The organism is Vibrio porteresiae DSM 19223 (assembly GCF_024347055.1).
GTDB classification, from domain to species: Bacteria; Pseudomonadota; Gammaproteobacteria; order Enterobacterales; family Vibrionaceae; genus Vibrio; species Vibrio porteresiae.
Window position 1 is genome coordinate 2,330,938 of the sequence record NZ_AP024895.1, and the last position, 26,739, is coordinate 2,357,676.

At 41.1% G+C, this 26,739-nt stretch carries 35 protein-coding genes and 1 pseudogene; 4 read left to right on the plus strand and 32 right to left on the minus strand.

Going from position 1 to position 26,739, the window contains the following annotated elements:
- Positions 1–7: 7 nt before the first annotated feature.
- From OCV11_RS10640 to OCV11_RS10690, 11 genes and pseudogenes are all read right to left on the minus strand, one after another.
- Positions 8–697, minus strand: coding sequence for an oligogalacturonate-specific porin KdgM family protein (locus OCV11_RS10640; RefSeq protein WP_261892830.1), 690 nt, complete (start codon positions 695–697; stop codon positions 8–10).
- A gap of 588 nt (positions 698–1,285) precedes the next feature.
- Entirely contained in the window at positions 1,286–2,473 is a 1,188-nt protein-coding gene (locus tag OCV11_RS10645; RefSeq protein ID WP_261892831.1) for a carbohydrate-binding protein, read from the minus strand.
- A 247-nt stretch (positions 2,474–2,720) separates the two neighbouring features.
- The gene (locus tag OCV11_RS10650) at positions 2,721–3,536 is read right to left on the minus strand and encodes a 6-carboxytetrahydropterin synthase (RefSeq protein WP_261892832.1); all 816 of its coding nucleotides are present in this window, start codon (positions 3,534–3,536) and stop codon (positions 2,721–2,723) included.
- A 177-nt stretch (positions 3,537–3,713) separates the two neighbouring features.
- Entirely contained in the window at positions 3,714–4,355 is a 642-nt protein-coding gene (locus OCV11_RS10655) for a glutathione S-transferase family protein (protein ID WP_261892833.1), read from the minus strand.
- A 23-nt stretch (positions 4,356–4,378) separates the two neighbouring features.
- The gene (locus tag OCV11_RS10660) at positions 4,379–4,789 is read right to left on the minus strand and encodes a GFA family protein (protein WP_261892834.1); all 411 of its coding nucleotides are present in this window, start codon (positions 4,787–4,789) and stop codon (positions 4,379–4,381) included.
- Positions 4,790–5,081: 292 nt separating this feature from the next.
- On the minus strand, positions 5,082–5,507 hold the full coding sequence (locus OCV11_RS10665; RefSeq protein ID WP_261896280.1) for a bifunctional diaminohydroxyphosphoribosylaminopyrimidine deaminase/5-amino-6-(5-phosphoribosylamino)uracil reductase RibD: 426 nt from the start codon (positions 5,505–5,507) through the stop codon (positions 5,082–5,084).
- Between the two features lie 60 nt (positions 5,508–5,567).
- Positions 5,568–5,972: pseudogene (locus OCV11_RS10670) on the minus strand (GNAT family N-acetyltransferase); the annotation flags it as partial.
- Positions 5,973–5,991: 19 nt separating this feature from the next.
- Positions 5,992–6,318 (minus strand): hypothetical protein, encoded by a 327-nt coding sequence (locus OCV11_RS10675; protein WP_261892835.1) that lies wholly within the window; start codon positions 6,316–6,318, stop codon positions 5,992–5,994.
- The gene (locus OCV11_RS10680) at positions 6,315–6,746 is read right to left on the minus strand and encodes a GNAT family N-acetyltransferase (protein ID WP_261892836.1); all 432 of its coding nucleotides are present in this window, start codon (positions 6,744–6,746) and stop codon (positions 6,315–6,317) included. Before OCV11_RS10680 ends, OCV11_RS10675 begins: the two co-directional genes overlap by 4 nt.
- Positions 6,747–6,939: 193 nt before the next feature.
- Complete coding sequence (locus tag OCV11_RS10685; RefSeq protein WP_261892837.1) at positions 6,940–7,188, minus strand: DUF3297 family protein; 249 nt, start codon at positions 7,186–7,188, stop codon at positions 6,940–6,942.
- Positions 7,189–7,336: 148 nt separating this feature from the next.
- Complete coding sequence (locus tag OCV11_RS10690) at positions 7,337–7,789, minus strand: GNAT family N-acetyltransferase (protein WP_261892838.1); 453 nt, start codon at positions 7,787–7,789, stop codon at positions 7,337–7,339.
- 256 nt (positions 7,790–8,045) lie between these two features.
- Here OCV11_RS10690 and OCV11_RS10695 point away from each other — a divergent pair, with 256 nt between their 5' ends.
- On the plus strand, positions 8,046–8,750 hold the full coding sequence (locus OCV11_RS10695) for an outer membrane protein (RefSeq protein WP_261892839.1): 705 nt from the start codon (positions 8,046–8,048) through the stop codon (positions 8,748–8,750).
- A 63-nt stretch (positions 8,751–8,813) separates the two neighbouring features.
- On the opposite strand, the gene OCV11_RS10700 is transcribed toward OCV11_RS10695, so the two are convergent.
- The 9 genes from OCV11_RS10700 to OCV11_RS10740 form a co-directional block, all read right to left on the minus strand.
- Positions 8,814–9,200, minus strand: coding sequence for an NUDIX hydrolase (locus tag OCV11_RS10700; protein WP_261892840.1), 387 nt, complete (start codon positions 9,198–9,200; stop codon positions 8,814–8,816).
- 45 nt (positions 9,201–9,245) lie between these two features.
- Positions 9,246–9,845, minus strand: a complete 600-nt coding sequence (locus tag OCV11_RS10705) for a pentapeptide repeat-containing protein (protein ID WP_261896281.1) — start codon at positions 9,843–9,845, stop codon at positions 9,246–9,248.
- Positions 9,846–10,024: 179 nt separating this feature from the next.
- Positions 10,025–10,657, minus strand: coding sequence for an HAD family hydrolase (locus OCV11_RS10710; RefSeq protein WP_261892841.1), 633 nt, complete (start codon positions 10,655–10,657; stop codon positions 10,025–10,027).
- A 23-nt stretch (positions 10,658–10,680) separates the two neighbouring features.
- The gene (locus tag OCV11_RS10715; RefSeq protein ID WP_261892842.1) at positions 10,681–11,412 is read right to left on the minus strand and encodes an NUDIX hydrolase; all 732 of its coding nucleotides are present in this window, start codon (positions 11,410–11,412) and stop codon (positions 10,681–10,683) included.
- Complete coding sequence (locus OCV11_RS10720) at positions 11,402–11,638, minus strand: hypothetical protein (protein ID WP_261892843.1); 237 nt, start codon at positions 11,636–11,638, stop codon at positions 11,402–11,404. The genes OCV11_RS10715 and OCV11_RS10720 overlap by 11 nt, the downstream gene beginning before the upstream one ends.
- A 430-nt stretch (positions 11,639–12,068) precedes the next feature.
- On the minus strand, positions 12,069–12,386 hold the full coding sequence (locus tag OCV11_RS10725) for a MazG nucleotide pyrophosphohydrolase domain-containing protein (protein ID WP_261892844.1): 318 nt from the start codon (positions 12,384–12,386) through the stop codon (positions 12,069–12,071).
- Positions 12,387–12,414: 28 nt separating this feature from the next.
- A complete protein-coding gene (locus OCV11_RS10730; protein ID WP_261892845.1) occupies positions 12,415–12,972 on the minus strand; it encodes a nucleotidyltransferase family protein in 558 nt (185 codons plus the stop codon).
- Positions 12,973–13,227: 255 nt separating this feature from the next.
- Complete coding sequence (locus tag OCV11_RS10735; RefSeq protein ID WP_261892846.1) at positions 13,228–13,518, minus strand: YkgJ family cysteine cluster protein; 291 nt, start codon at positions 13,516–13,518, stop codon at positions 13,228–13,230.
- Between the two features lie 153 nt (positions 13,519–13,671).
- Positions 13,672–14,298, minus strand: a complete 627-nt coding sequence (locus tag OCV11_RS10740) for an HD domain-containing protein (protein ID WP_261892847.1) — start codon at positions 14,296–14,298, stop codon at positions 13,672–13,674.
- 175 nt (positions 14,299–14,473) lie between these two features.
- Between OCV11_RS10740 and OCV11_RS10745 the strand changes: the two genes are divergently transcribed.
- A complete protein-coding gene (locus OCV11_RS10745; protein WP_261892848.1) occupies positions 14,474–14,764 on the plus strand; it encodes a type II toxin-antitoxin system RelB/DinJ family antitoxin in 291 nt (96 codons plus the stop codon).
- A gap of 9 nt (positions 14,765–14,773) precedes the next feature.
- Here OCV11_RS10745 and OCV11_RS10750 read toward each other — a convergent pair whose 3' ends face one another.
- Positions 14,774–15,901: an ISAs1 family transposase gene (locus tag OCV11_RS10750; protein ID WP_261892849.1), complete on the minus strand. Its 1,128-nt coding sequence runs from the start codon at positions 15,899–15,901 to the stop codon at positions 14,774–14,776.
- A 191-nt stretch (positions 15,902–16,092) separates the two neighbouring features.
- Between OCV11_RS10750 and OCV11_RS10755 the strand changes: the two genes are divergently transcribed.
- A complete protein-coding gene (locus tag OCV11_RS10755; RefSeq protein ID WP_261892850.1) occupies positions 16,093–16,371 on the plus strand; it encodes a type II toxin-antitoxin system RelE/ParE family toxin in 279 nt (92 codons plus the stop codon).
- A gap of 119 nt (positions 16,372–16,490) precedes the next feature.
- On the opposite strand, the gene OCV11_RS10760 is transcribed toward OCV11_RS10755, so the two are convergent.
- The 9 genes from OCV11_RS10760 to OCV11_RS10800 all read right to left on the minus strand — a co-directional run bounded on the left by OCV11_RS10760 (position 16,491) and on the right by OCV11_RS10800 (position 23,150).
- Positions 16,491–16,844 (minus strand): VOC family protein, encoded by a 354-nt coding sequence (locus OCV11_RS10760; RefSeq protein ID WP_261892851.1) that lies wholly within the window; start codon positions 16,842–16,844, stop codon positions 16,491–16,493.
- Positions 16,845–16,950: 106 nt separating this feature from the next.
- Positions 16,951–17,394: an NUDIX hydrolase gene (locus tag OCV11_RS10765; protein ID WP_261892852.1), complete on the minus strand. Its 444-nt coding sequence runs from the start codon at positions 17,392–17,394 to the stop codon at positions 16,951–16,953.
- A 116-nt stretch (positions 17,395–17,510) separates the two neighbouring features.
- Positions 17,511–18,164 (minus strand): hypothetical protein, encoded by a 654-nt coding sequence (locus OCV11_RS10770; protein WP_261892853.1) that lies wholly within the window; start codon positions 18,162–18,164, stop codon positions 17,511–17,513.
- Between the two features lie 115 nt (positions 18,165–18,279).
- Positions 18,280–18,732, minus strand: coding sequence for a GIY-YIG nuclease family protein (locus tag OCV11_RS10775; protein ID WP_261892854.1), 453 nt, complete (start codon positions 18,730–18,732; stop codon positions 18,280–18,282).
- Between the two features lie 130 nt (positions 18,733–18,862).
- On the minus strand, positions 18,863–19,363 hold the full coding sequence (locus tag OCV11_RS10780; RefSeq protein WP_261892855.1) for a flavodoxin family protein: 501 nt from the start codon (positions 19,361–19,363) through the stop codon (positions 18,863–18,865).
- A 104-nt stretch (positions 19,364–19,467) separates the two neighbouring features.
- Positions 19,468–20,046 (minus strand): GIY-YIG nuclease family protein, encoded by a 579-nt coding sequence (locus OCV11_RS10785; protein ID WP_261892856.1) that lies wholly within the window; start codon positions 20,044–20,046, stop codon positions 19,468–19,470.
- A 141-nt stretch (positions 20,047–20,187) separates the two neighbouring features.
- Positions 20,188–21,015: a DUF2971 domain-containing protein gene (locus tag OCV11_RS10790; RefSeq protein ID WP_261892857.1), complete on the minus strand. Its 828-nt coding sequence runs from the start codon at positions 21,013–21,015 to the stop codon at positions 20,188–20,190.
- Positions 21,016–21,121: 106 nt separating this feature from the next.
- On the minus strand, positions 21,122–21,727 hold the full coding sequence (locus OCV11_RS10795; RefSeq protein WP_261892858.1) for a HEPN domain-containing protein: 606 nt from the start codon (positions 21,725–21,727) through the stop codon (positions 21,122–21,124).
- Between the two features lie 295 nt (positions 21,728–22,022).
- Positions 22,023–23,150: an ISAs1 family transposase gene (locus OCV11_RS10800; RefSeq protein WP_261892859.1), complete on the minus strand. Its 1,128-nt coding sequence runs from the start codon at positions 23,148–23,150 to the stop codon at positions 22,023–22,025.
- Between the two features lie 461 nt (positions 23,151–23,611).
- Here OCV11_RS10800 and OCV11_RS10805 point away from each other — a divergent pair, with 461 nt between their 5' ends.
- Positions 23,612–24,439, plus strand: a complete 828-nt coding sequence (locus tag OCV11_RS10805) for a DUF2797 domain-containing protein (RefSeq protein ID WP_261892860.1) — start codon at positions 23,612–23,614, stop codon at positions 24,437–24,439.
- A 65-nt stretch (positions 24,440–24,504) separates the two neighbouring features.
- Here OCV11_RS10805 and OCV11_RS10810 read toward each other — a convergent pair whose 3' ends face one another.
- Positions 24,505–25,737 carry a cysteine desulfurase-like protein gene (locus tag OCV11_RS10810; protein ID WP_261892861.1) on the minus strand — a complete coding sequence of 411 codons (1,233 nt, stop codon included), beginning with the start codon at positions 25,735–25,737 and terminating at the stop codon, positions 24,505–24,507.
- Positions 25,737–26,378, minus strand: coding sequence for a 2OG-Fe dioxygenase family protein (locus tag OCV11_RS10815; RefSeq protein WP_373332788.1), 642 nt, complete (start codon positions 26,376–26,378; stop codon positions 25,737–25,739). The genes OCV11_RS10810 and OCV11_RS10815 overlap by 1 nt, the downstream gene beginning before the upstream one ends.
- Positions 26,379–26,739: the final 361 nt, after the last annotated feature.

Here is a 26,739-nt window from a genome sequence, read left to right on the forward strand (position 1 = left end):
CCTATGCTTAAATCTTGTATTTCACGCCTACTTCGAATTCAGTTTGGCGCTGATCTGTGTGCTTACTGACTGATTCATTTGAGAGTTCAATAAATGGCGTTAGTGCTTTCGTCGCTTTGTATTTGAACTCAATCGCGTGTTCATAATCCGTTTCACGTTCGTTATACAGCTCAACGTTCGCACGATAGAGCGTCAAGGTATAACCCACTTCGAATGCACCAAATTTACGGCTGATGCCCGCATCAAAACGGTTCACACGTTTGGTTTCTTTGAAACTGTAATCAGAAATCTCGTAACGGTAACGTGAAGAGAGATCGACATTTGGCGTCAGTGCATAATCCATCGATAAATACGGTTTGTACTTGTATTCATCTTGCTTTCTCGACCAAGTCACCCCCGGTTCAACCGAGAACTTCTCGTTAACGTCATAGCTGTAACTTAAACCCAGTTCGGTTTCTTGCCAACGTTCATCATGAAAGGCAACACCTGCATCACCGCTTTTTTCATCATTAGGTGAAAATTTCAGCTTCGCCGCCACACCAATACCCGATTCAAAATCGTATCCAAATTTCAGTTCGTCGGTGTGTGCTTTAGACACATCTTCATATTTATGATCATAAGAAAATGATGCAGCGTAAGCGGTTGAAGTGCTCGAAAGCCCTAATAATACGATGGTAAGAAATTTACTTGAATTCATTATTCAACTCCAAAACGATATAAAAATCCATTTTTCTACTAACTGAACAAAGAGCTATCACTCTTTGGACATTGAAATAGGCAACCAATAAAGCAGTGATTAAAACATTAGGAATAACTTATTATTCAATCAGGTCATTCCTATTAACTTTGCAAGTAGGTTCTTACGTTAACCTTGATTAGCAGCACTCAATAAAATCTTATTAATTTACTATTAATCATTAAGTTACAAACCAACCTGCATTTGACGTTGGATAGAATAGTGGCCAAGCATGACAACTCGGTGACAATTTTGCACATATGTGCAGACATTTTTATGACGTTTTTATTGCAGATAAATAATTAGAAAATAAAAGTAACATTATTTAACAAATACTTTTTAAGAATAATATGAACTCAGTTAAATAGAATTGGAAAGAAGAGAGTCGACATAACAAATAGTAATAGTGAATACATCGCAATAGAGAGGAAATATAATAGGTATACGAACATTTAAATAAGACACTGTCACTATATCGACGTTGTAACAGCATCTTATTGCCATTGAAATTACTAATATGTGTAACGTAGCGCTTAGAGAATCTCACGATTACAACTTAGTAATACGCATCCAGTTCAAGCTAAACCCACCCGTTTGTGCGTAGATACCAAAATTGTAACTACCCGCATCAAGCGTGACTTGCTGTGTAACGGTTTGCCAAGTTTGCGAACCTCCCGTTGATCCGAGATCAACATAGCCCACCACATTGGCACCCGCGTTGTAATCCAAAGACAAACGCGCAGCACTGTTGGTACTTGCCACACGATATTCGATTTGGTACTCACCCGATGTCGGGATGGTAACGTTGTTATAAACCACCCAATCGCCCGTATCAAATGAACTGACGTCGGAACCAGCATCCATATCCGTGGTAGTTTCCGTCGCTACCCCACTCATATTACTGTAGTTTTCAGCTTCAATCTGTTGAGAGAACATGTCGGAGTCAGCACTGCCCGTATGGCTACTTGCAGTATTGGTCGTGTCTTGATAGACGCGCACATAATCGACATACATTTTCGCAGGCAAAACCGACTCATCAACGGTGGTTCCCGGCCAATCTCCCCCAACGGCGAGATTAAGTAACAAATAGAACTCGTTGTGAAATTCATCGGTATCACCGGTATTGTTTAGAATGCTCATCTCGTGGAATAGCACCCCATCTACATACCATTTCATCATGCTCGCATCCCACTCAACGGTGTAAACATGATATTGACTCATATCTAATGTGGCACTAGTTCCTGAATAACTGGCGTGCAAATTGGCCCACCAATGCACTGTCCCATACACGACATTCTCGGTGTTAATACGCTCCATGATGTCGATTTCACCACAGTAAGGCCAACCGACTGTTTCCATATTGGTGCCTAACATCCAAAATGCTGGCCACAGCCCTGTTCCGGTGGGAAGCTTAATACGCGCTTCGATTTTGCCGTATTTAAAAGATTGATTCCCCAAGGTATTCATTCGTGCTGAGGTATAACTGTAGCCTCCGGTCGACTCTTTCTTAGCCGTAATCACCAAATTACCATCTTCAACGCTCGCGTTATCTGCTAAATAGTATTCAAGCTCGCTATTACCCCAACCGGACGTACCGTTACCCGTGGCGAAATTCCAACTCGACCCGACGCTATCGGTAAATTCATCATCCCAAACCAATTGCCAATCTGCGCTATTGGCTGCAAAAGAAGCCCCCAGCCCAGCGAGCAATATGATCGCAGCTTTATTATGTTTCATCGTTATCGACTCCTATCCTTTATTTGTCCCATGGTTTCATTCACCTTGAATCAGTAATAGCAGAGTAACCTTATAAAACTCATGGTATTTGATTATTTATTAATCAGGACGAATAGTGAGAGGATTTAAGACAATTTATTGCCCATACAACCCGCCGCCGCTTTAGCTTTTAGTGACACCAAATAAAAAACCAGTGAAGTCTCCCTCACTGGTTTTAGGCATGCAGAATGTATAACCGATGTTTGAATTACAGCAGCGTCACCGCACCTTTAGATAGGCCTTCACTCACGCGCACTTGAATGGACGTGGCGTTAGGTCGCAAAGCGTGTACTTTCTTGGCAATGTGGCGGGAGATGTTTTCGATGGAAGGTTCACCTTCAACCAGTTCAAGCAATGCGTTAGGCAACTGAACTTCAAAATTACCTTGGGATGCACTGTAACGAATCATTGAGCGACCAGAATCAAACATCACATCACTTTCATTAAAAAAGTGCTTACCGTTCAAGCTAGAAACGATTAATCGATGAGTTTCCACACAAGGCTTGCCATCAATGATGACATGCAGATCCGCGCTGTGGCCATGAATAATGCGCTGACAGTTTCCATCATGCAGCTTTAAGCCATGATTGTATTGAAAGCTTGGCGTTGGGTTCGGCTTAAGCTCAATCTGAAAATCAAACATTGGCATCTCAGCGCTGAATTTCTCCAGTAAGAAGCTTTTGATGTTGTCCAGATAATGCTCTGCTGTCATGGCAATTGGGCAATACATCTGCATCGGTCCCATCGAGCTAATCACTCCAGCAGACACCGGAAACTCGCCCTGGCCAATACCATCTTGCACAGTAATAAATTGTGGGTCACACACCAAACGGTGGTCGACTTCTTTATCACAAATCGCTTTGAGTCTGGGTTTGATTTTGCCGAAATCGGAGATCATACCGGAGTCGTTACGATCACCAGCTACAACAACGCAAAGCGAGACGCTGTCTCCGCGGATTTCACCACCGTGATAAACTGAAAAATCAATTGCAGTAAGATCGTCAATGTACATCGCAGTTTTCACGACACTACCTCTTCAATAAATGAGCCTGTTGGCTAAAACCGAGGGATTGTCGGTAAACTGGCTCAGTTTTTCAAGCGCGTTATTGATTTACAAACAAGTTATTTACATAGCCATTAATAAGATTTATCGATTAACTTAACAGCATAACGAAATGTTATACCATAACAGTTTTTCGTGCTAAAAATCTTCTCTGCCTTGCAACTCAGTAAAATCACTCATCACCCATTTTTGATAGCCTGGGCGACTTTGTAGCAAGTCAAACCATCTTGTGACTTGCGGCGGCAGTGTAATAGGTAAGCCCTGCGCAGTGAGTCGATAAAGTACAGCTCCAGCACAAATGTCTGCAAGCGAGATATGTTCGCCAATCAAAAAACGGTTTCCCGTTAATTGCTGCTCTAACTGTGCAAGGCACTCTTCACATTTAGCTAAGTGGCTATTCACTTCTGCCATGTTCCGCTTGGAAGCTGGCATACGGTAGTAGCCCCAAAAGGTGCCCATAAAAGCTTGTTGAAAAATCAGATGTGACCAATCCATCCAGCGTTCATAACGAGAACGCTCATAAGCATCCTTCGGACACCAATATTCATCCCCGTAAGCAGCAGCCAAATAGCGCAAAATGGTGTGTGATTCCCACACGGATTTGTCGCCATCGATCAACACTGGGACTTTACGCATAGGATTGAGCTCACCAAACTCAGGAGCATCAAGCCCGCCAAACCGGCCGCCCAGCTCCACATGCTCATAATTTAGTTCGAGTTCATCGAGTAACCACAACACTTTTTGCACATTAAACGATGTGGTTCGTCCATACAATTTCATTCTAAACTCCGTTTACTATCTCTCTAACTATTCGGAAATCCTGCTTTTTTCTCTGCGCTTAACCCAACCTGATACCAATGAGGCTGCTCGACACAAAACAGTTGGGCATCCACTTGTTTTGATGGCTCTTCATCCAAACATCCCGCTGGCACCACCATGTTGTTACTGGCTTTGGATAGATATGGTAGCGGTGAACCGCATTCAGGGCAGAAGGCTTTGGTAAAAGCACGATGAGGGTCATCATAGCGTTTCACCAACTCAGCACCTTTTAGCCAAGTGAGATTGTCCACTTCTGTAAACAAATTCGCCGCGTGAGCGGTGCCCATCATCTTACGGCATTGGTCACAATGACAGAAATAGAAACGAGAAAACTCGTCTTTGACAATAAACATGATTTTTTGGCAGTAACAACTACCGTGAATCAACTTTGACATAACGTACTCCCTGTACTGGATTATTCCCTGGTATCACTCCCTTTGAGTGAATTTCGATTCGGTTTCTTTGGCATAAAGAAACCGCAAGCATCACGCTTAGCCAGTGTGGGCTGATCCCACGCTCCGCACTGATCTTTTAGATTCTCTTTCGCCCGAACGAAATGCCGACACTGACCGCAGTAATTTCCCACAACTTATCCTTTGTCCTTGGAAAAATTCTGTTATCCGTCAATGCCAGGATGAACTCAAGCGACTGCCTCACAAAAGCTAAAAGATCAGCGTGTTAGGGCAATTACGATTGACCAAGATAAGGGGTAAGAAACTGGGAAACCGCCTCACCTTCTACACCGATGTCGACTTTGATGCCAGCATCTTCCAAGATGGCGATACCTTTGCCGCTATTGCGCGGATCAGGGTCCAGCATCGCCACCACTACGTGTTTAATCCCTGTGCTCACCAAGGTTTTGGCACACGCCGGAGTTCGCCCGACAAAGGAACAGGGCTCTAAAGTGACGTACGCCGTCACGCCATCAAATGAACCTTGATAAGCGTTTAACGCTTCCACTTCGGCATGATTGCCGCCAATGGCTTGCGTGTGACCTTCCGCGACAATCTGATTATCTTTTACCAACACACAACCGACCGGCGGATTTGGCCGACATTTGGGTAACGCTTGTTGAGAAATCTCCAAAGCACGCAACATAAATGGATTAGACATTGACTCTCCCTTTACTTCTTGTAGGTGGATAGATGGAACATCGGTGCGATAACTCATCGCAATTAATGGATGACCACCAACCACTTCACACGCTTTTATGTATTCAAAACCAAAATTTTCGTAGTAACCACGTAGGTGCTGATGAGCATGAATGTCGATATGGTGAACGCGCTGTTTAATCGCGTAATCAATGGCGTGTTGAATCACCGCTCTCGCAACACCCGCACCACGAAAAGCTTTCATGACTGCTACACGGGCCAAGATGGCTGAAGAGGCCGAAGGAAATGAGAGTCGTGCAGTAGCTACCGGGGTCGAATCGTCAATCACCAAAAGATGCATCGATTCTTGGTCAAGTCCATCTAAGTCTAACTCTTGTGGAATCGACTGTTCCTTAACAAACACGGCATACCGAATTTGCTGCGCTTGCTTGATGATTTGTGCGCTGTTACCAATAACCACATCCATATTCGTTATCCTTTTACACTTATTTGGGCTCAGGTAGCGCCTTGCGATAGTAATAATTTTGAATCGCCACAAAGATAAGCCACGCCACACTGACAATGGTCAAAACTGAACCTAACGGTAGCGAAACCAACATTAACCAACCAAAAACCAACATGCTGTAAAGGATGTCACCAACATCAATACCGAAAATGATACATGGATTGGCTCCGCCTTCATCCAGCAGGCAGTGCTTAATATTGGCAATCGCGCCTGCCACCATTACCGAGAGCAGCGGCACAACAGAAAAAAACAGTGAGCACGCCACCGCAATGATCGGCAGCCTCATCTTACGTTTCTTCACGTTCATACTAACTCTCTTTGAAACACTATTTTTCCATTGGTCGGATTTGAACCTGGTTCATAACCAATAATCTGATAACCACTGGAAATTAATAGGCGCAGCATGTTGGGATAAGCATTCATTGACTTAACAGTAATCGCTTGATAGCCCGATGTTCGCGCCCACTTTTCTTGATATAGGCGCAGCTCAGATGCCACACCTTGTTGGCGATGAGACGGAATAACACCACCTAACCAACTGTAAAACTCAGTACTGGAGAGCTGATAGCCAACTTTATACCCCACGATTTGTCCATCGATTTTGGCCAGCAAAATCAAATGTGGGGTATCACATAATCGCTCATTAAGACGCTCACGAGTATTACGTCCATCAAATTCAGGAATCTGCGCGTCGATAAACAAAATGTCATCAATCGAGCCTTGTTCAATCAACATAGGTCATTAACCATCTACAACACAACCACTTAGCTGCGTTTATAGCACATTTAACTGGGTATAGGAAAAGAGAGTCTTTTACAGGGGCAGTCATAGAGGAAGAAGTAGAATCAGTACAAAAACCAAAGCCCGAAAAAAAGAAAACGCATAGAACCACGAGATTCTATGCGTTATTTATTCAGCTCAATTCAGCTTATTTGTAGAACGCTTCTACTTCGCCTTTCAGAGTGATTAGCATTGGGTTACCGTAGCGGTCTTTTGCTTTTGGTGAAGGAATTTTTACCCAACCTTCGCTGATGCAATACTCTTCCACGTCTGTGCGCTCTTTACCGTTAAGGCGAATACCGATGTGGTGTTCAAAGCACTCTTCAACAAAGAATTTGCTGCGTGGATTACCGGATAGACGATCTGGCAGGGTTGGTTTTGCGCTAGCGTCGCTCATAGTTATAACCTGAAATAAATGAATGGTGGCGCATTGTAGTCAATCCACCTAGCCGCGACAAGGCAACAATGCGCAAAGTGAACGGGATAACGATGAATAAATGGAGTTTCCCCACCTGCGAGCGGGATATACCAGACAGTACCGCTAATCACAACATAGACGCCAATGCATGACTCACTTTACCAAAGTCGTAAAAAAGGTCGTCTTCACCAAGCACTTTAAAACCATAGGTTCGATACAATTTAACGGCACGTTGATTGTTCTTAAAACAGCTTAATGTCACCGCTTTACCCTCACCTGCGGCTATTTGTTCTAATTGAACCAAAACTTGCTGCGCGTAGCCATGGCCTTGGTACGGACGAAAAATTGCCAAGAGGTGGATATGCAGGCTCGCTTCTTTGTAGCGATGGCAAACCACCCCAACGCGCTCACTATCGACTTCAACCCAATAAAACCACTCCGGCTTTAGATGCTGTTTGAAATTGCGCTCCTGAAACGCTTCATCCCAACCTAATGCTTCATCGATAATGGGAAACATAGAAGCCTTAAACAGCTCAAACATCTGAGCGAATTCATCTTGCTTAATTGGTGTTAAATCCATTTATTTCCGCGCCTCTCATTACTGTTATATTTGTAATTTATTTTAAGGTTAACTAATAAAAAGAAAAACAAAAAATAAAATCAACAAAAACATCAATTAAAAAAACACAAAAATCTTACTAATACAAGTTCATCTCAAAAATGAAACACCTAATCTCAAGTACGTTTATTGTTCAAAAACCACTCCAAGGATAATATGCGCAACCTCTTTAAAGAATATTCCCTTATTCTATTTCTCCTTTATTTAGGTATTCAGAATGAAATTCTCTATCTACGCAACGTTACTGGCTAGTATTGCAGCTCCGGCATTGGCAGCAAACAACTCCCCTATTCACTACTCCGCAGCGGATGACGCGCCTTATGAAGACGCTATGGTTAACCACGCCTACCTGATTCTTGGCATAGCCAATAACATGATTGAAAAACATAACTTGTCTATTGAAGATGAGAGTGACGTTACCAATTATCCAACAAAGATTGATGATGCGATTGCGTTTAAATTAGGTCTTGGTTACGAGTTACCAACACACCCATCAATCGCAACCGAGTTAACCGCCAACTATCAAACTGAAGCTGATATTTCCCTAACTAATAGTACAGATGAAATTAATTCAGGTATCAAAAGTATCTCTTTGATATACGATATTAAGTGGGATCTTTCTTCCGCACTAAATCAAGATTGGTTTATCCACCCTTATTTAGGCTTAGGCGCAGGCTACTCATGGAATAAACTTTCAGATCTCTCTGATGGTGATAATTCTATCAATTTCAAAGATCAAAATAGTAGCTTTGCATGGCATGCCGTAGCGGGCGCTAAATATTTTATTAATAATAATATCGCGCTGGATTTATCGTACAGCTATAACGACTACGGCAAAGCCGAAGGCTCAGTTGACGGTAGTACAGTCTCTTACGACTACAAATTTGAACAAGTCGCTTTAGCAATGAACATCCATTTCTAATTCGTCATACAAAGGGAGGCAATTGCCTCCCTAGTCATAACTGAATTCACGACTCATCAGTCGTTACAAAAACTGCTCTAACTGATGTTCAATAAAATCGGCATCCGCTGCATGAAATTCCTCAACTGGAATCTGGGTTGGCTCCAACCAGAAGAAAGTTTGCTGACGAGTGCTATCCACTTCTGTCGGCGCAGTTGAACGGTTTCCTTCAAAGACAACGTAATGAATTTTTCCACCAAATTCATTTTCAGCTTGGAAAGCCCCCTTCACTGCGAGTTGCTCCAGGCCTGTTTCTTCCCACAGCTCACGTGCGGCGGCCACTTCGGGCGTTTCACCACTATCAATCGAACCACCAGGGAACTCAAGCACCATGCCTTCGCTACGTCGAAAGCGCTCTTGAATTAAAACTCGACCTTCCCTAACAACGACGGCCATGGAGAGATTTTTCATTGGCTTACTATCCTTATATTGGTGAAAAACAATCGTTATAACCAGTTAATCCACTAACTCGATACCTAAACATTCCAACAAACTCAGTGCTTCAAAACGGGTGAATTTGGCCCCTTTTACTTGGTTCTCTAACACGTTGATCATGTAGTTGCTCGATTCACTGAAATCGACTTGCTGCAGATTGGTTCGGATAAACAAGCTGTTGGTGAAATCACAATAGGTCATCGTAGAATCAGGAAACTTCCCTTCTCGAAAATCGACATCGTGCAATTTGCATTCATCCAACACCAATTCATGCAACGTTAAACCGTAGAAGGAATTGTCGTTCATAATGCAGCGACGAAAGGTCAATTCAAAGTCGACGTGAAACATCGGCCAAGTTACTTTGGTCCAATCCACCCCCACCAATTTGCACTCTGTGAACGTCATGCCAAAGACTTTCGTATTGGGTAACGACACCAAACTCAAATTGCAGCGTTCAAATTCGCAGTTAGTGAATTTGCAGTTCCTAAATTCGGCACCAGAAAAATCACAATCTTCGAAACGGCACTCCTCAAATTCGCTATTTTTCAGTTGCACATCAGCATTCGCTAGTTTGCTAAAAGAGGCATCAAAATAGCTTTCGCCATCGGTTAAGGTATCCATCATGTTCTCCGGTGGATTTAAGGAAAATGAATTTGGCAAACACAATACCAGTTCACACAAGATATCGTATTGTTTTCGCTCACAACAATCATTTTTGCATGATGTGCAGAGAGCCAGCAGGGCCGCCTACATAAAGTTCGTTGGTATCTTCAAATCCACATTTTGTAGCAACCGACTTACTAAAGTGCGGAGGCAATATGATTGCTTAATTCGGACATATGCCGAATTTGCGCGCTAGCCAGTTCATGCTGCACAGACAAGTTAGGCGCGTAGTAGATACTTTTCATTTGTGCACTCTTTGCCGCCTGTAAGCCGATAACGCTGTCTTCAACAACGCAGCAATCTTTAGGATCGAATTTCATCTGCTGCGCTGCATGCAGGAACAGTTGTGGCTCCGGCTTCCATGAACCCACATCGTAAGAACTAAAAATGTTATCGCCAAAACAGTTGGCTAAACCAGTAATCTCTAACGATCGAACTATCTTGGCTTTTGGCGCAGATGAGGCAATACAATATGGGATAGAAAGCGACTCTAACATCTCTTTTACGCCATCGTTGGGTTTTAAATGTTCATCGAATAATGCATTCATTTTCGCCCGATATTCTGCTTCAAATGTTATAGGGAAAACAACTCTGCACTCTTGTTCGAGGCTTGCAATAATTGATGCGAGTTTTCCTCCGCGGAATTTTTCCAACAGCTCATCAACACCGTAATGAATATCGAATTGGGCAAGTTGCTGCTGAAGCGCCAAATTACCCAAACGTTCGCTATCGACCAGCGTGCCATCACAATCAAAAATAACTAACTTCATACTATCGTTCTCTTTCCCCCTAACTAGGCAAAAAAGGTTTCATGCTTTTTATAAGGACCCGCATTGTTGGTGGGTAAAAATGATTGCAGCCCTTTCGCATCATTGCATGCCTCAACCATTTGTCGGTTGAAGCTGGCATTGGTTTCGTCTGACAGATAATCGTCAACCGATATCCATTTTGCTTCAGCCACTTCTTCTATGTCTTGGATGCTTATTTCATCGGAAATGGCGTGAAGTCGACAAACAAAATAAAGATTGGTTTTACCAAATTGAAATGGATGGCGAGTCGTAAAGCCAACTATCGATTGAAACTCAGCGGCAACACCCGTTTCCTCGGCAACTTCGCGAATGATCGCTGTTTCTATTTTCTCCCCTAATTCAACATGGCCACCAGGTAATTTAAACCCTGTCATTCCATGCTCGCGGATGACCAATAGCTCTCCTGCTGCATTTTTCACAATCGCACCAGCGCCTATGGTATGAGTGGGAATAAAAGGAATGAATGTGGTCTCTGGCGCTTTATGAATGAGGGTTAATTCCTGTTCGAGGCAATTATGAAAAACAAAACCCAACGTTGTTGCCACTGAGACGAAATGAGATAGATGAATCGGTAAGGTTAACCAAATAATGTTTTTCTTTTCTACTTGAGAAAAGGTGACGATGTTTTCTAATTCAGCAGTAAACATGTCAATATTGTGCGGGAAATCGTCTTGGCTGATAATAATGCCATTAAATTTATCAAGTTCAAATTTCAAAACTGTCTCTCATCATAATAAAAATACCCTGCTCAGTTTCATGCAGAGGATGAAAACCAAATTGTTGATACAGAATCCTATTTTTGTCTTCCGTTTGTAAATACAGATAGCGAATACCTAAACCATCAGCGTGATAATGGAAGTGAATCAGGGAATGCCTTAGAACTGACAGAATCGAAAAGTGCAGCGCCATCTGCAACGCAAATAGGGCGAAAAAGTAGCTCACTAGTACAAAATTCTTCCTTGAAATTCACTAATGACTCCTAGTCGTGGTGAGCGCTGTAACTAAGGTAAGGTCAACTTTACTGATTTACCAACGCATTCGCTCGGGTACTCCAATAGAAACAGTAAATCCAACCTAATGGCGGAAGGAGAATATTAAGCAATACAGAATAAAAACCGACCCAAACAATATTTTCAGTCTTTCCTTTAGCAAATTTAACGGTAAAGAAAGTCATTAAAATCACTAACGCTATATAAAACTGACCTAATAAGGTAAAGCTAATATTCACACGAACCTCTCACGTTACGTTATCATTAACCAGAATATTATTATGAACAATTAAATATATCCTGTTTACAATAAATGGTAAACGAACAAGATCGATGAACTAGGTAACTTGTTGTTTAAAAGTAGGCTGTAATATAGCAAAATCTTATATCCACTTTCTTTTGCTGTTCTTCAACTCTTTATCCAAAAACGCCGTCTCCAAATCAATGTCATAACGATTGGCAATGGAACAAAGATAAATGAACACGTCAGCTAACTCGTCACCTATTTCGCCCACTTTGGAGTTTGGGTCGATGGCAATACCTTCTGCTTTACGAATTGCTTTAAATAACTCACCGACTTCTTCACCCAGCAATAAACATTTTTCATTCACTTTTTGATCCGCAAATCCTCGCTCGATCTCAAGTTCAGCCACATACTTTTGAAAATCGGCCAAATTAGCATTGGGTTTTAAAGTAGGCATAACATTCCCTTTGAAAAGTGATATCTGACTAAAGCCAAGGTTCCACCGAAATATCGGGCCAGCGTCGACAGTACCCTGCCACCATTTTACGGTAACTCTCTCGCGTCATCGCTTTAGGGTTCGGTTTCACCCGTTTATGAAATGCATCCGCCAAACCTTCGGTAGCATAGATCTGCATTTCGCCATTCTCTCTTAATCGAAATCCTATCGAAAATGCAGAAAGCCAAGAATCGATGCCTTGCTCAACACTTGTATAAGCAGGAATAGTTTGACCAAATTTTTGGGGATACCATTGATGAACAAGTGCTTGATTGACTACATCAATCGGCACTTGATGTGTCACAAAACGATCAATTTGGTCGCTATAACTTGTTTCACTCATCGCACCGGAGGTATCGAAATAGACGACATCGAAATCTTTAATATTGTGCAGCGGACTTTCACCGCACAATGAATTCCAAATAAGCTGCGTTATCGCACCACCCGCAATAAAGTAATCAGGCAGCCTAACCGCTAAACACGCTTGAGCCGTTTCCATAAGCTCCGGGGTATTTCTAATCCATTGCTCTAACTGGTCTTCTAACATCACAATCCCTTGTAAACATTACTTTGATGATGAGTTGTATCGAAGAGTCTGATCTGGCAGGGAGCACTCCGTCGGTGTTTAGGATGCATTAATGAATACATGCGTATGAGAGGCACAATTCTTCGCATAAACTACGAGTGACATCATTTACTTATACAATTCAACAAGCACAGTAATCTTATCGATTGGCGCAACCTACTATCACAAATTGCAGTCTACTGGGCTAATTAAAAAGTGGTTTCACCGCAATTCAAGTTATAGATACTTTACTCGCTCATCAATACATTCATCAGAACCCATGTCGAACTCACGACAGATCCAAGGACGATTTTCATAGATGGTGCACATTAATGTATCTCTATCTAACGCAGCACACCAACCATCATTTAATCGCATCATCGTCTCGCCACCATATTGATCTCGTTCGATAAATTGTTCAGGTACTCCGGTATCGGATATGATCATCACTTCAAGACGGCAACAGCAAGCTTTGCAATTTGAACAAGTGACATCAGGGGTAGGAAGAGTTTGAGTCGGTATAATCATGAATATCTAAAGTTTGGACAATTGCCCATCATACTCCAATTCAAGACAAATGACCGTCATTTATGGGTTTGATTGTTTTATGCCCTCTTCATCGGCATCCACTAAAATCCCTGTAGCTCGAGTAACCCTCGTACCTTTTAAAATTTAAACTATCTATATCTCCGTACCTAACTGTTCTAAATATAATTGCATAAACGACGTTCTTTTTTCCGCTTCTACTTTTGCCGAAGCTGTATTCATCGTGCCTGATAACTTCAACAATTTGCTATAAAAATGGTCTATTGCATGACGTCTATCATCCGGTTCACGTTGCTTACAAAATGGATCATCCACGCTATAGAAATTTACGCCTAGATTTGTATTAACTTGAATACATCTTGCAATTCCGATAGCTCCCAATGCGTCCAATCTATCCGCATCTTGAACTATTTTTGCTTCTAATGTCTCTGGTTTTATATTAGCGCTAAAACTATGTGCCATAATTGCATGACTTATTGCTGGCAGATATTCTGCTGGATATCCAATACTTGATAAAAACGATAACGCTTTACCCGCAGCAATTTTTGAACTTTGAGATCTGTCAGGGTGATTTTTAGGAAATGAGAAACAATCATGCAAATATGCTGCCGGGATAACAACATCTATTACCGCACTCTCTGCTTCACATAAAAATTTTGCTGTTTTAACCACTCTTAACACATGATTGATATCATGAGCTAAATCCTGTTGCATTTCTCGTTGGATAAAATCCAAAAACTGATTTTCGTAATTTTCTACCACTTATACTCCGAACTTTTCATGTACAACTAACGCCAAAATTTGGGGCGAGTGTAAGAGCGTCTAGGACCCGCCGTGATAGCGGTTGGCAGGGCTGCCTAACATTGTCTCTTTGTCAGTTGCCCTTCACCAATGCCAGTGCTAACATTTGTACACACATCAAATTCAGGAGTAACTCATGGATACCAGAATTCAATTTCGTGTTGATGAAGAAACAAAACGTTTAGCCCAACAAATGGCTGAAAGCCAAGGTCGAACTCTTAGTGATGCTTGCCGTGAACTCACTGAACAACTCGCTGAACAACAACGTAAAGCATTATCCCATGATGCTTGGCTAACTGAACAAATTAATCTCGCATTTGATAAATTTGATTCTGGACGAGCTATATTTGTTGACCATGAATCTGCCAAAAATCGTATGGCTGCTCGCAAAGCAAAAATCCGTAACCGAGGCACGGAAACCGCATGAACATCCCCGTCATTCAACGCTTCCGAGAACCTTACTTAAGTAATTCTCATCCATCGCGCAACGCATTCTCTTACGCTGGATACCACCTTTCGCACTCGTTTCTTGCTTCAATAAGTTAAAACAAGCTTGACGGATCCTCGATAATTCCTCAGCTCGATCATCTACTCTGATGCGGCATTTATCTTCTCTAAAACCCACGTCTAATTGCCAGTGCATTGACTCCACTAACCAATGACTTTTGCTCGCATTATGCAGTTCTTCTGCACTCAATTTTTTTGAGCTGATATAGTAGCGGACTGACACCTCTTTCTCTGAAGCGTGCTCGCTTTCTTGTCTTACGTTGACCATGATGCCCATGCACTTCAATTCCGGCCATTCGTACTCAAGGTCACCTAGCACACTCAAGTCTTCATTCACCAGTGCACATCGAGTCTCTAATCGACCATGACTTTTATCCTGACTTGAGTAGCTATCGCCATCAAACTTCATCAACATCGAAGGCTTGTAGTAGTCGTTAAATGCCTGCTCTAAACTGCCTTGATTTCCCTTCACTGCCAGCAAGTAATCTGCACTTTTATCCACGATTTTCTGGGCTATTTTTCGTTGGCAACCCATCGCATCAATTGTGATTAAACAGCCTGCAATATCTAACATTTCCAGTAGCTTAGGTATCTCCGTGATCTCGTTGGTCTTCTCGTTCACTTTGGATTGCGCCAAGCAAACTCCATTCGCTGTCGCAAACACGTTAACCATATGGATCGCTTGATTACCTTTGGCTTTATTGTAAGACCCTCTCACCGTCTTTCCATCAACCGCGACAACCTCACCTTTCGTGAGTTCATGGCAATCTTTCATCCAATTAATAAAAGCCGATTGGAACTCTTTCGGATTGAGCAAACCCACCACTCTTGCCACTGTATCAGCTGACGGAATACCCGCTGAAAAATCGCCATAATGATTGAGAAAATCTCGTCTCATTTCACCAAAATCAACGATGCCTTCCCATGTATCTTGTCCCGATAAAACACCACAAATTGTCAGCAAAATAATGTCTGATAATTTGTGGGTGACTTTCCCCGTTTGTCGGTAATCGGTTAAGGCTGAAAAATGCATAAATGGGTTCGCTAAACTGGTCATGAAAAGGCTCCGTTTTTTAATACGAAACCATTAGAAAACAATGAAAATGATCTACAAATCGATCCTCTGTAAATGTAAAAACATGCGAGAAAGGTCAATAAAAATCGTGGTGATATCAAGAATTCTGTGCTTAGTACACCCCTTTAAAATCAAGGATGTTCATGCGGTTTCCCTGGTAACCGAGGTCAATAATGATTTACTGGGAAGAAGAATCTTTAAACGACCGAGAAAAAATCTTTGAGTTTCTGTACGATTTTAACCCCGATGTAGCTGAAAGAACCGACGACATTATTGAAGCCAAAGTTGAAAACCTAAATGAGCAACCATTAATGGGAGTTCAACGTAATGGCATTCGAGGTCGCTTACTCATTATTCCTGAAGTATCAATGATCGTTTCGTATTTTGTCGATGGGTCTAATATTCGAATTATGCGTGTTCTTCATCACAAACAAAAATTCCCAATCGAGTAGCTGAAGCTGATTAAGCAACTAACGTCTAATTCAATGGTGCATTGATACCATTGTTAGAAAAAACAAGTAATTTCAAACCAAGAATGCCAGACGTTATATGCATCCATAAAAATTTTTCGTTAGGTGACATTGCTACGTAGACCAATTAAGTTTCCAAACGGATCTTCCAATTGGCACATTACTAACCCATTTTCAATTGCCATTGGGCCATGATAAAGTTTTGCCCCTAGAGATTCAAAATGCTTGAGTGACGCCTCTAATTCGAGTACCGACCAATATAAAACTGTTCCATATTTCCCGGTCCCAACTTTCTCATCAGCTTGAACTATTTCGAGTGAAAAACCGTCAAGATCAAGCACAGTAAAGTCAGAATCTGAATAGTAAATAGGATTCGCAGATGGAAATGCTTTTTGATACCAAGCCAGTCCCTGCTCTACATTTGGGACATGGATGAGAATAGCAATTGGATTCAAGTTTTTCTCCTGTCACCTAACGATAAGAAGAGTTGAAAAATATTTGGCACTATATTTTTGGAACCAAAATTAGCCAAAATGCAATTATTGATACCATAGTCTCTTGTTAGGCGTTATCCACCAAGTTCAACCTTTGGTATAACTCCCATACAGCGTTTTTATTTGAGTCATATTGAAGTAACTCTATTGCTTCTCGCTCATCACACCATTTGTATTCTGTGTGTTCACATGACAACACTGGCGATTCTGTTACCAATACTGAAAACGCATATTCAGGAATTACATAGGGATGTTCTTTCCAATTTTCATTTCCACGAAAATGACATTTGGGTACCGTGCATTGAGAATCTAATTTTTGCCAATCAATTCCGGTTAAACCTGTTTCTTCATTTAATTCCCGAATTGCTGCATCAATACTTTTTTCTGCAAGTTCACCTCCACCGGAAACACATTGCCAATATTGGTCGTCGGAACGTTTACAAACTAAAATTTGAATTGAATTATTACAAACTCGATAAGGTAAAACTATTACTTGAAATGGGGCTCTCAAGTGACTCTCCTTTTGACGCCTAACGTTAAGCTCAATGGTGCCCCACGATAGTCACCACAAACTGAAAATTTCAAACCATAAGTGATTGATATGAAAGCATCCATTGGAGCGTGTTGTTAGGCGGATTTAGCCCACTGATGCTTAACCAAAAAATTCGGAATTATATCTCTACCAAAACCACCATAACTCTTTGCAATTCTATTCCACCATTGACTTGAAGGATGGGGAGCTACGATACATTCGACACCCAATCTACGAACAATTAAAGCACCGTATTTCCCTGCTTTTGATGAACAGAAGACCACTAAATCAGGGGTGAGAGTTTTTATGAAGTCTGTAACTGTACGATCAGCCACTTCAAGGTCCAACGACTTTATATTAATACTACCACCTTCACTTTCAGCTGGTCTTTGGAAATAGTTCATAAACGCCACATGGTCTAAAATGTTTGCTGGATTTTCGTATCCCAAAAACACCTTATTAATTTCTTTGGCTACATTTCGGTATATCCAATGCGACTTTTTCGGAAAGTTCTTAGGAATATTGTGCTCAATGATTCCACTTGTGTTAATCCAAGACTTTTCCTTGTCCGTTAAACTCCCTTGGTTACCCGCATACCACTGTTCAGCATCAAGCGCAGATACCGAGCCTTTCGGTAAGTAGTGGCTTTCACCAATGATAAGAAGTTTCTTAACCTCACTTTGACCGTATTTTGAACCAACCCAAGGCTTCAAATTTGGGTATTTCTCGTAATGTGTATTTGAGTACATTTTTACTTCTATTCGCCTAACGCTCCAGTCAATTGCGCTGTTCACTGTAACCAAAGCGTGTGAAATATTTTAAACAGCAAACGTAGATCTTACATGCATCAATTGCACTGGTTTGTTATGTGTGTTTGCCTAACTCATTATCTACTAGAAGTTCACCCAAGTTGAATATCAAATACTCTTCAAGAGCAGAAGCTTCAAAAAATGATTCCGTCGGAACAGCCCATGTAACTACATGGGTCGGCATTCTTGTCCAAACATGCCCGTTCTTAGGTATACCGCTTTGTCTATCTTCACTATAACGGAAATAACTACCTAACCGATTACCTAACGGCTGTAATGAAGCTTTTCCGATATATAACAGTAGTTCATCAGCAAAAATCGCATAGATCCCATACCTGTCACATAATGGCCATGTTTCTGGCCAAAATAGCTTAGCTTCTACTACTGAAGATCTATCTCGATTATATAAACTATATATTTCCCCACGCACGAACGGCGCAAGATTTAAATTTCGATATAATCGCTGGTATTCATCGATTAAGTATTGGATCTGTTGAAGTGATTTCATTTTCTTCCTGACACATAACACCCGGTTAACCTGCTACCAACACCATAACCAACTTACCGTAACGCTCTGTAATCGCATAACTATTTAGAACTAAAAATGCCACTCGTTGGCAGTCGGCTTCAACCGATTGTTATATAACATTTTCAATAGCTTGCGCTGCACTACTGGTAACTTTACCTAAATCCGATTCTGATTGTACAGCAAGGTATTCACATCCTTTAAACTCCAACTGCATATAGCTTGCGGTCAGTTCAAATGGTTGTACAAAACATGCAGGCAAGTCTAAGTTGTAGCCTGTAGATAGCACTGAAATAGATTTACCTTTCAGCTTGCGTCCCAACTCTTTTTCGATTGTTAGAAGATCGGATAATCGGTCAAAGAAAACTTTTAGCTGTGCTGACATTGAGTACCAGTAAACTGGTGAAGCAAACACCAGATGATCGAATCGGAGTAGCTCATGAATAATTGGAAGAAAATCATCTTTGCTATTTTCATGCTCATAATCGTAAAAACTGATATCGAAATCAGATAGATCAAACAGCTTTGCACCTGACTGCTCTACAAATGATTCGACTAGTTTTCGCGTATTACCGTCAGATTTTGAAGTACCTAATATGATTGCGATTTTCATTGAACCTCCATGTTACATAACGCATAGTTCAGTTGCAAAATATATGGCACTACATTTTGGGAACCAAAATTCGTGACATATATTTTGTCAATTGAAACGCCTTGTTAGCTTTCATTTTCAAAAGGGAAGGCTTTTTCTAGATATCCAATTTGCTTATTTAAAATTGGTTTTGAAATACGCAATATTAATGATTCTACATGCTTGGGGTAGTCAACCCATTGTGAATCACCCACATCATAAGCTGAAATGTAACGTACAACTTCATGACGTTTTTCTGGTGATTTTTTTACACCAGTAGGAAATTTTACAGGTACATCTCTCCGAATCGCTGAATAGCATTCATCGAGTAATCTAGTAGCCTTACCTACATAGATTAAATTCGCAAATGCATCATAAAACGCATAAATCCCCATTCTATCCTCATAACCTTTGAATAGATTTCTTAATTGTGGTCTAACGTCACCCTTTGGTTCAAATTCTGCGTATTCAACAATAACTTTGAATTCTGGCACAAATAATTTATGCATAATAAATTCAACTGTCTGTTTTTGTGGATGTTTAACACCAGTCATCCAATCGTGTAACTGTATTTTCGTATATCCAGTGAGATCACTTGCTTGATCTAAATCGCCGCTGAAGTATTCATTGATCAAGTAATTAATCATTACATTTCTTTCTTCCACAAACTACCTCGATTTATAAATTCAAAGCTATATTAGGAAAGCTAACGCAGAGAACAGTTGCAAAATATATGGCACTACATTTTGCGAAGCAAAAATCGTGACATATATTTTGTCAATTGTTTCGTCTTGTTAAATTACAACTCACCGATAGCTAGCGGTAGAAAATTTATATTTTACCTTACCAAAACCATTCATACTTAAAAACGTATCCATATCATATTGACTAACTTTACACTTAGGACCCAAAATTATTTCAGATATTGGAGATACATCTTTAGTTTCCGAGAAATCCAATTCAAAATATGATGTTAATGTTTGACCTGACACTCTATGTTGCATATCTGAAATATTACCCATAAAATAAGTTAAACCTTCCTTATCTCCTGTTATTAATGGGGTATGAACAATTCTAACTTCATCTTCTTCACTAAATGCATCATTCTTACAGATATAAGATAATTTATTTAACACAGTAACAGCACTAATTAAATAATTATCTTCATTATCTTGATCCTTTAATGAAGATAATATTAAGGATAGGATGTTTTCAATTTCTTTTTCTTGAGCATCAACGTCATAGATAACATCACTCATTCCAATTGAATATTTACTTAATGCATTTGGTGAGGGAATATCTACTTTAAAATCGAAAAACTCTCGATTAAACCCGATTGCTATACCATAACCATCATCAGCATATGCTCTCCATTGACTTAATAAATCACCATTTTTGGAGAAGCTACAGACATATGGCATCGGTGAATTAATTGACTTTAATTGCCAAAATTTATTGAGCAATTTTTGATTTTTTTCATTAACTAATTCTTTTAATCTATTGTATACCTTATCAACAAACCAATTCACTTCTCTATAATCATTTAGATTATTTGTAGCAGAAAGCCAAAGTTTTTTATTTTTTATGATATTAGTAAACCCATTAAGATCACTATAGTGATAAATAATACTCAAAGATATCTCCTGTAATTTAACGCCTTGCTAAGGTGCGGCTAACACCACTAAACCTGAGCAAAACCACCGTAATCCCTAAAATCAACCGAACCAAAAATGCCAAAGGTTAGCCGTCACTCTTAAGCAATTTGTTAGCAAACTGCCCAGGAAATATGAACCCATTTAAAGAGCCATCTAAGTTATCCATCAATAACTCGTCTAAGTTTTTAGCCAATTTCAAAAGAAAGCTTCGATAGAAGACCAACCTATCATTAGTTAGTGACTCTGATGTACAACGAGCTTCGTGTGCAATTTCATGTCGACATGTCAGTAGGTCATCGAGGATTTTTTTAGTTTTCTTACTACCTAACTTATCAACTGAAAACATATCCGATATTTTATTGAGACCAAAAACCTCTAATATAATTGTATTGATACCGTTGGCACCGGGTGTATTGAAGCCCCTTTTTGATTTTTCGAGTTTATTCTGCATCACTTTACGAATTGATGGATTATCTAAATCATAGGCTACAAAGTTAAAATAAAACTCTACAAGATTTTCAACATAACCCTGCCACGATGCAACCATGTAAATAATATAAGCCTGATTTAGTAACGTGTTTTTATAGTCATATTGGGAGCAATTGTGCTCCTTAAGATCTGCTGATATATCATGAATCACATCAGCTCTATATAGATTTTTTCTAAAACTATAAAATGGATGTTTTTGCATCTAACTTCCTTATAACCACTTTGTTTGCTAACAGTTCTTAGACAGACAACGTCTGTATTTTCTTGTCTATCTATATTTTACGTTCTTTCCCACTACTTCCCCCTCATCACTAATAACTAAGTATGAGAGAAGTAGGATTTTACGCTTTCGTGATCACAAAATACCGACATTGTCTGTTTAATCTATCCACAGGCATAATTTACAATAACTGTATATTTAAACAGTATTGGTATTTGTATGAAATCGCCTTTTTTAACCAGCCTAAAAGAGCACGGAAACCGCATGAACATCCCCGTCATTCAAGGCTTCCGAGAACCTTACTTAAGTAATTTTCATCCATCGCGCAGCGCATTCTCTTGCGCTGGATGCCACCTTTCGCACTCGTCTCTTGCTTCAATAAGTTGAAACAAGCCTGTCGGATCCTCGATAATTCTTCAGCTCGATCATCCACTCTGATGCGGCATTTATCTTCTCTAAAACCCACGTCCAATTGCCAGTGCATTGACTCCACTAACCAATGACTTTTACTCGCATTATGCAGCTCTTCTGCACTCAATTTTTTCGAGCTGATGTAGTAGCGTACCGACACCTCTTTCTCTGAAGCGTGCTCGCTTTCTTGTCTCACGTTCACCATGATGCCCATGCACTTCAATTCCGGCCATTCGTACTCAAGGTCACCTAGTACACTCAAGTCTTTATTCACCAGTGCACACCGCGTCTCTAAACGACCATGGCTTTTATCCTGACTTGAGTAGCTATCTCCATCAAACTTCACCAACATCGAAGGCTTGTAGTACTCGTTAAATGCCTGCTCTAAACTGCCCTGATTTCCCTTTACTGCCAGCAAGTAATCGGCGCTTTTATCCACGATTTTCTGAGCTATTTTTCGTTGACAACCCATCGCATCAATTGTGATTAAACAACCTGCAATATCTAACATTTCCAGTAGCTTAGGTATCTCCGTAATCTCGTTGGTTTTCTCATTCACTTTTGATTGCGCCAAGCAAACTCCATTCGCTGTCGCAAACACGTTAACCATATGGATCGCTTGATTACCTTTGGCTTTATTGTAAGACCCTCTCACCGTCTTTCCATCCACCGCGACAACCTCACCTTTCGTGAGTTCATGGCAGTCTTTCATCCAATCAATAAAGGCAGATTGAAACTCTTTCGGATTGAGTAAACCCACCACTCTTGCCACTGTATCTGCTGACGGAATACCCGCTGAAAAATCGCCATAATGATTGAGAAAATCTCGTCTCATTTCACCAAAATCAACGATGCCTTCCCATGTATCTTGTCCCGATAAAACACCACAAACTGTCAGCAAAATAATGTCTGATAATTTGTGGGTGACTTTCCCCGTTTGTCGGTAATCGGTTAAGGCTGAAAAATGCATAAATGGGTTCGCTAAACTGGTCATGAAAAGGCTCCGTTTTTTAATACGAAACCATTAGAAAACAATGAAAATGATCTACAAATCGATCCTTTGTAAATTTAAAAACATGCGAGAAAGGTCAATAAAAATCGTGGTGATATCAAGAATTCTGTGCTTAGTACACCCCTTTAAAATCAAGGATGTTCATGCGGTTTCCCTGACCCTTGAATTTCTTCGTTATACGAGCATTCATTTTCTCAAAAGTCTGGTGATTAGCGCTCATCCACTGTGTTTTTTCCACGCTACCGCCCTACTTAAACCGACGTCAGAGCAACGCATCACGAAAGCATTTGAATTGATACAATTTGCATATGTTTATACCAGATTCGTTCCCCGTTGCCTATGCCTGATACCGGTAGTTTGGGTGACATAATTCCCTAACGATTACGGTTCTCATTAAGCCTTTGTTACTATGGCCAAAACCAATAAAAATGATGAGTAATGTCATGTCGTTAATTGCTACAGGCGTATTAGATAAAATGCGCGCTCAACTCAACACTCAAACCCAGTATCAATTGCCGGTGGGCGACGCTTTTGTCGAGCTAAATCCATTGATTGGTCATCATATTGAATTGCGCCATACGGGGAATATTTTCTGCTGTTCGTGCGGTAAGAAAACCAAGAAAAGCTATTCCCAAGGCCATTGTTTTGTCTGCATGAAAAAGCTGGCAAGCTGCGACATGTGTATCATGAAGCCTGAAACCTGCCACTATGCTCAAGGCACCTGCCGTGAACCCGAATGGGCGCAAGACCACTGCATGGTGGATCACTACGTTTACCTATCGAATACTTCAGGCTTGAAGGTGGGTATCACGCGTCATACACAAATCCCAACCCGTTGGATAGACCAAGGCGCAGTGCAAGGTTTGCCGATTTTTAAAGTGAAGACACGTCAAATCTCTGGTCTGATTGAAGTTGAGTTAGCTAAGCACATCGCCGATAAAACCAACTGGCGCACACTGCTTAAAGAAGAAGCCAGCCCAATGCCATTGCTTGATGAGTTTCATGCGTTGCGCCCACTGCTCACCGATAAAATTGCAGAAATCCGTAGTGAGTTTGGCGATGATGCGGTGCAAGAGCTGCAAGAACAATCGACTGAAATTCGTTATCCGGTGACGCAATACCCAAGCAAAATCGTGTCGCACAATTTCGATAAAGAACCGGTGGTGGCAGGCGTGTTACAAGGGATTAAAGGTCAATACCTGATACTCGACACTGGTGTGATTAATATTCGCAAATTCACTTCTTACGAAGTGGAGTTTCATGTCGACTAACTGATGATGGCATCGCCTCTTCCTTGTAGCGAAGAGGCGATGGTGTTTTTACGCTAATAGAATCGTTAACTTAACCACGGGCGTAACCAAGCAAAGAAACGTTCTATTTCCGATTCGGTGTTGTAATGCATGCAGCCAACTCGCAGTACACCCTCTTTTTGATCTATCCCAAGCGCGTTAATCAGCCCGATGGCATAAAAATGGCCACTCCAAACACAGATATTTTTTGCACCGAGCGCCTGCGCTAATTCTTGTGGTGTGTGTCCCTTAAAGCGCAGGGCAAAAGTAGGCGTACGCACTTGATGATTTGCTTCGCTGCGACCGATTAAACTGACGTTAGGGAGCGATTTTAATTCAGCGAGAAAACGGGATGACAATCCCTGTTCATAGTCGCCAATATCTTGATATGCCTGCTTTAACCGAGTTCTAAGCCCACCTTGGTCACCGCCTAAACTAGCCAAATAATCAATCGCCCCTGTCACACCGGCAATCTGCGCAAAGCTCTGGGTTCCGGTTTCAAATCGGGCAGGCCCCACATTAGGTGCAGGCTCGACTTTATAAGGTTCAACGATTTCCAGCCAAGGCGATGCCACATAGGCAATGCCTACTTGCGGTCCAAAGAATTTATACGCCGAACACACCAGAAAATCGCAATCCCACTCTTGTACATCAATCAAATGGTGCGGGGCGAAATGCACAGCATCCAAATAGACTTGCGCGCCAAACCGATGCGCCGTTTCGATAATAGGTTTGATGTGGGTTATCGAACCTGTGGTATTTGAGGCACAACTTACTGCCACTAAACGTGTTTTATCGTTAATCAGCGACAGTAAATGAGGAACATCCAAACTGCCCTCTTTGGTATCGATTCGCGCTTGTTTGATGATAGCTCCTCGATCCTTTGCGGCCTGTTTCCAGGGCGATACGTTGGCGTAGTGATCAAGTTCTGTGACGATCACCTCATCACCGCTGTGCCAATCGCGGCTAATGGCGCGACTTAATGAAAAGGTCAATGTCGTCATATTCGCGCCAAACACAATGTTTGATGCCAAAGGGGCATTGAGTAGCGCTTGGCAATAACTGCGCGCCTCTAACACAATTTTGGTGATCGCCTTGCTGCTAGCAAAAGCTCCGCCCAAATTGCTATTGCCCTTAACCCACACATCACTCATGCGATGAATGACACGATCTGGCACCTGAGTCCCACCGGGACCATCAAGAAAACAGATAGGCTGCCCATCAGAGACTTGATGCAACGCGGCAAATTGCTCTCTGAGTTGAACCACATCAAAAGGCATTAGTGCCTCCTCGCTGTCAGCACAAATAGATCCATATGACCTTCTTTATTATGGTCTATCGCGCGAATCGGACAAGCGTTGTGCCATAACTCTCGATCAGCCAACATCGCAACTTCCCCATTTTCCAATACCTTACGGAAAAATGGCGCTTCGTGATTATCTCGATACAGCATGATCTCGCCACCAACGATGTTGTATCTGTCGATCCCGATGATCGCAATATGGTCAAAACCGTCTTGATGAACGCCCTCTGGCGAGACTAAGGTTTCGTCATACACCGAAGCGACACGCATTTGGTGAATCTCAATCTCTTGCCCATCAGGCAATTCATTGTGTGAGACGAAAAGATCGCACATTTCACGCAAACCTTCACTGTGTAACGTGCTGTTAAGTAGTGGTTCAAAATGGCGTTTGATATTGCCTTGGTAATGATTAATTTTGCTGCTTTGCACAAAATCGTGTTTGCTGGTTTCCACCACATCGCCATGGTAGAACTGAATCACGGAATAGCGTCTGAGGCGAAACTCACCATCAGCATGTTCGGTATGAGGTAGATAAGCAAATGACGGAGCCAGTTGGTGTACTGCCCCATGGGTCAATTGGCTAAGGTTCATTGTGTGGTCGTGGTGATGCAACATCATTGACTCCTTAGTAGGTAAACAAACCCACCAGAATTAACAATTTATTCACATACCTAATATTGATACCATTATCCATAAATGACAATTTTTACCACATCAAATCATAATCAGTTTTAATAAAACGATATTTATGACTAACATTTAACCAAAAGCCAATCATTAAAACCATTTAAGTCACTCACCTTCCAGCTAAAACAAAGTAATTTACTATAATTATTTATAATATTGTTTTAATACATAGAGTTAAAATAACTTAATTGTCATATTGGTGCGTTTTTGTACACATGTTATTCAATTATGGACTGATTAATCTATTTTTTTACCTATTCCCCCTTGTATACCTCTTTTAATGCCCTGATAT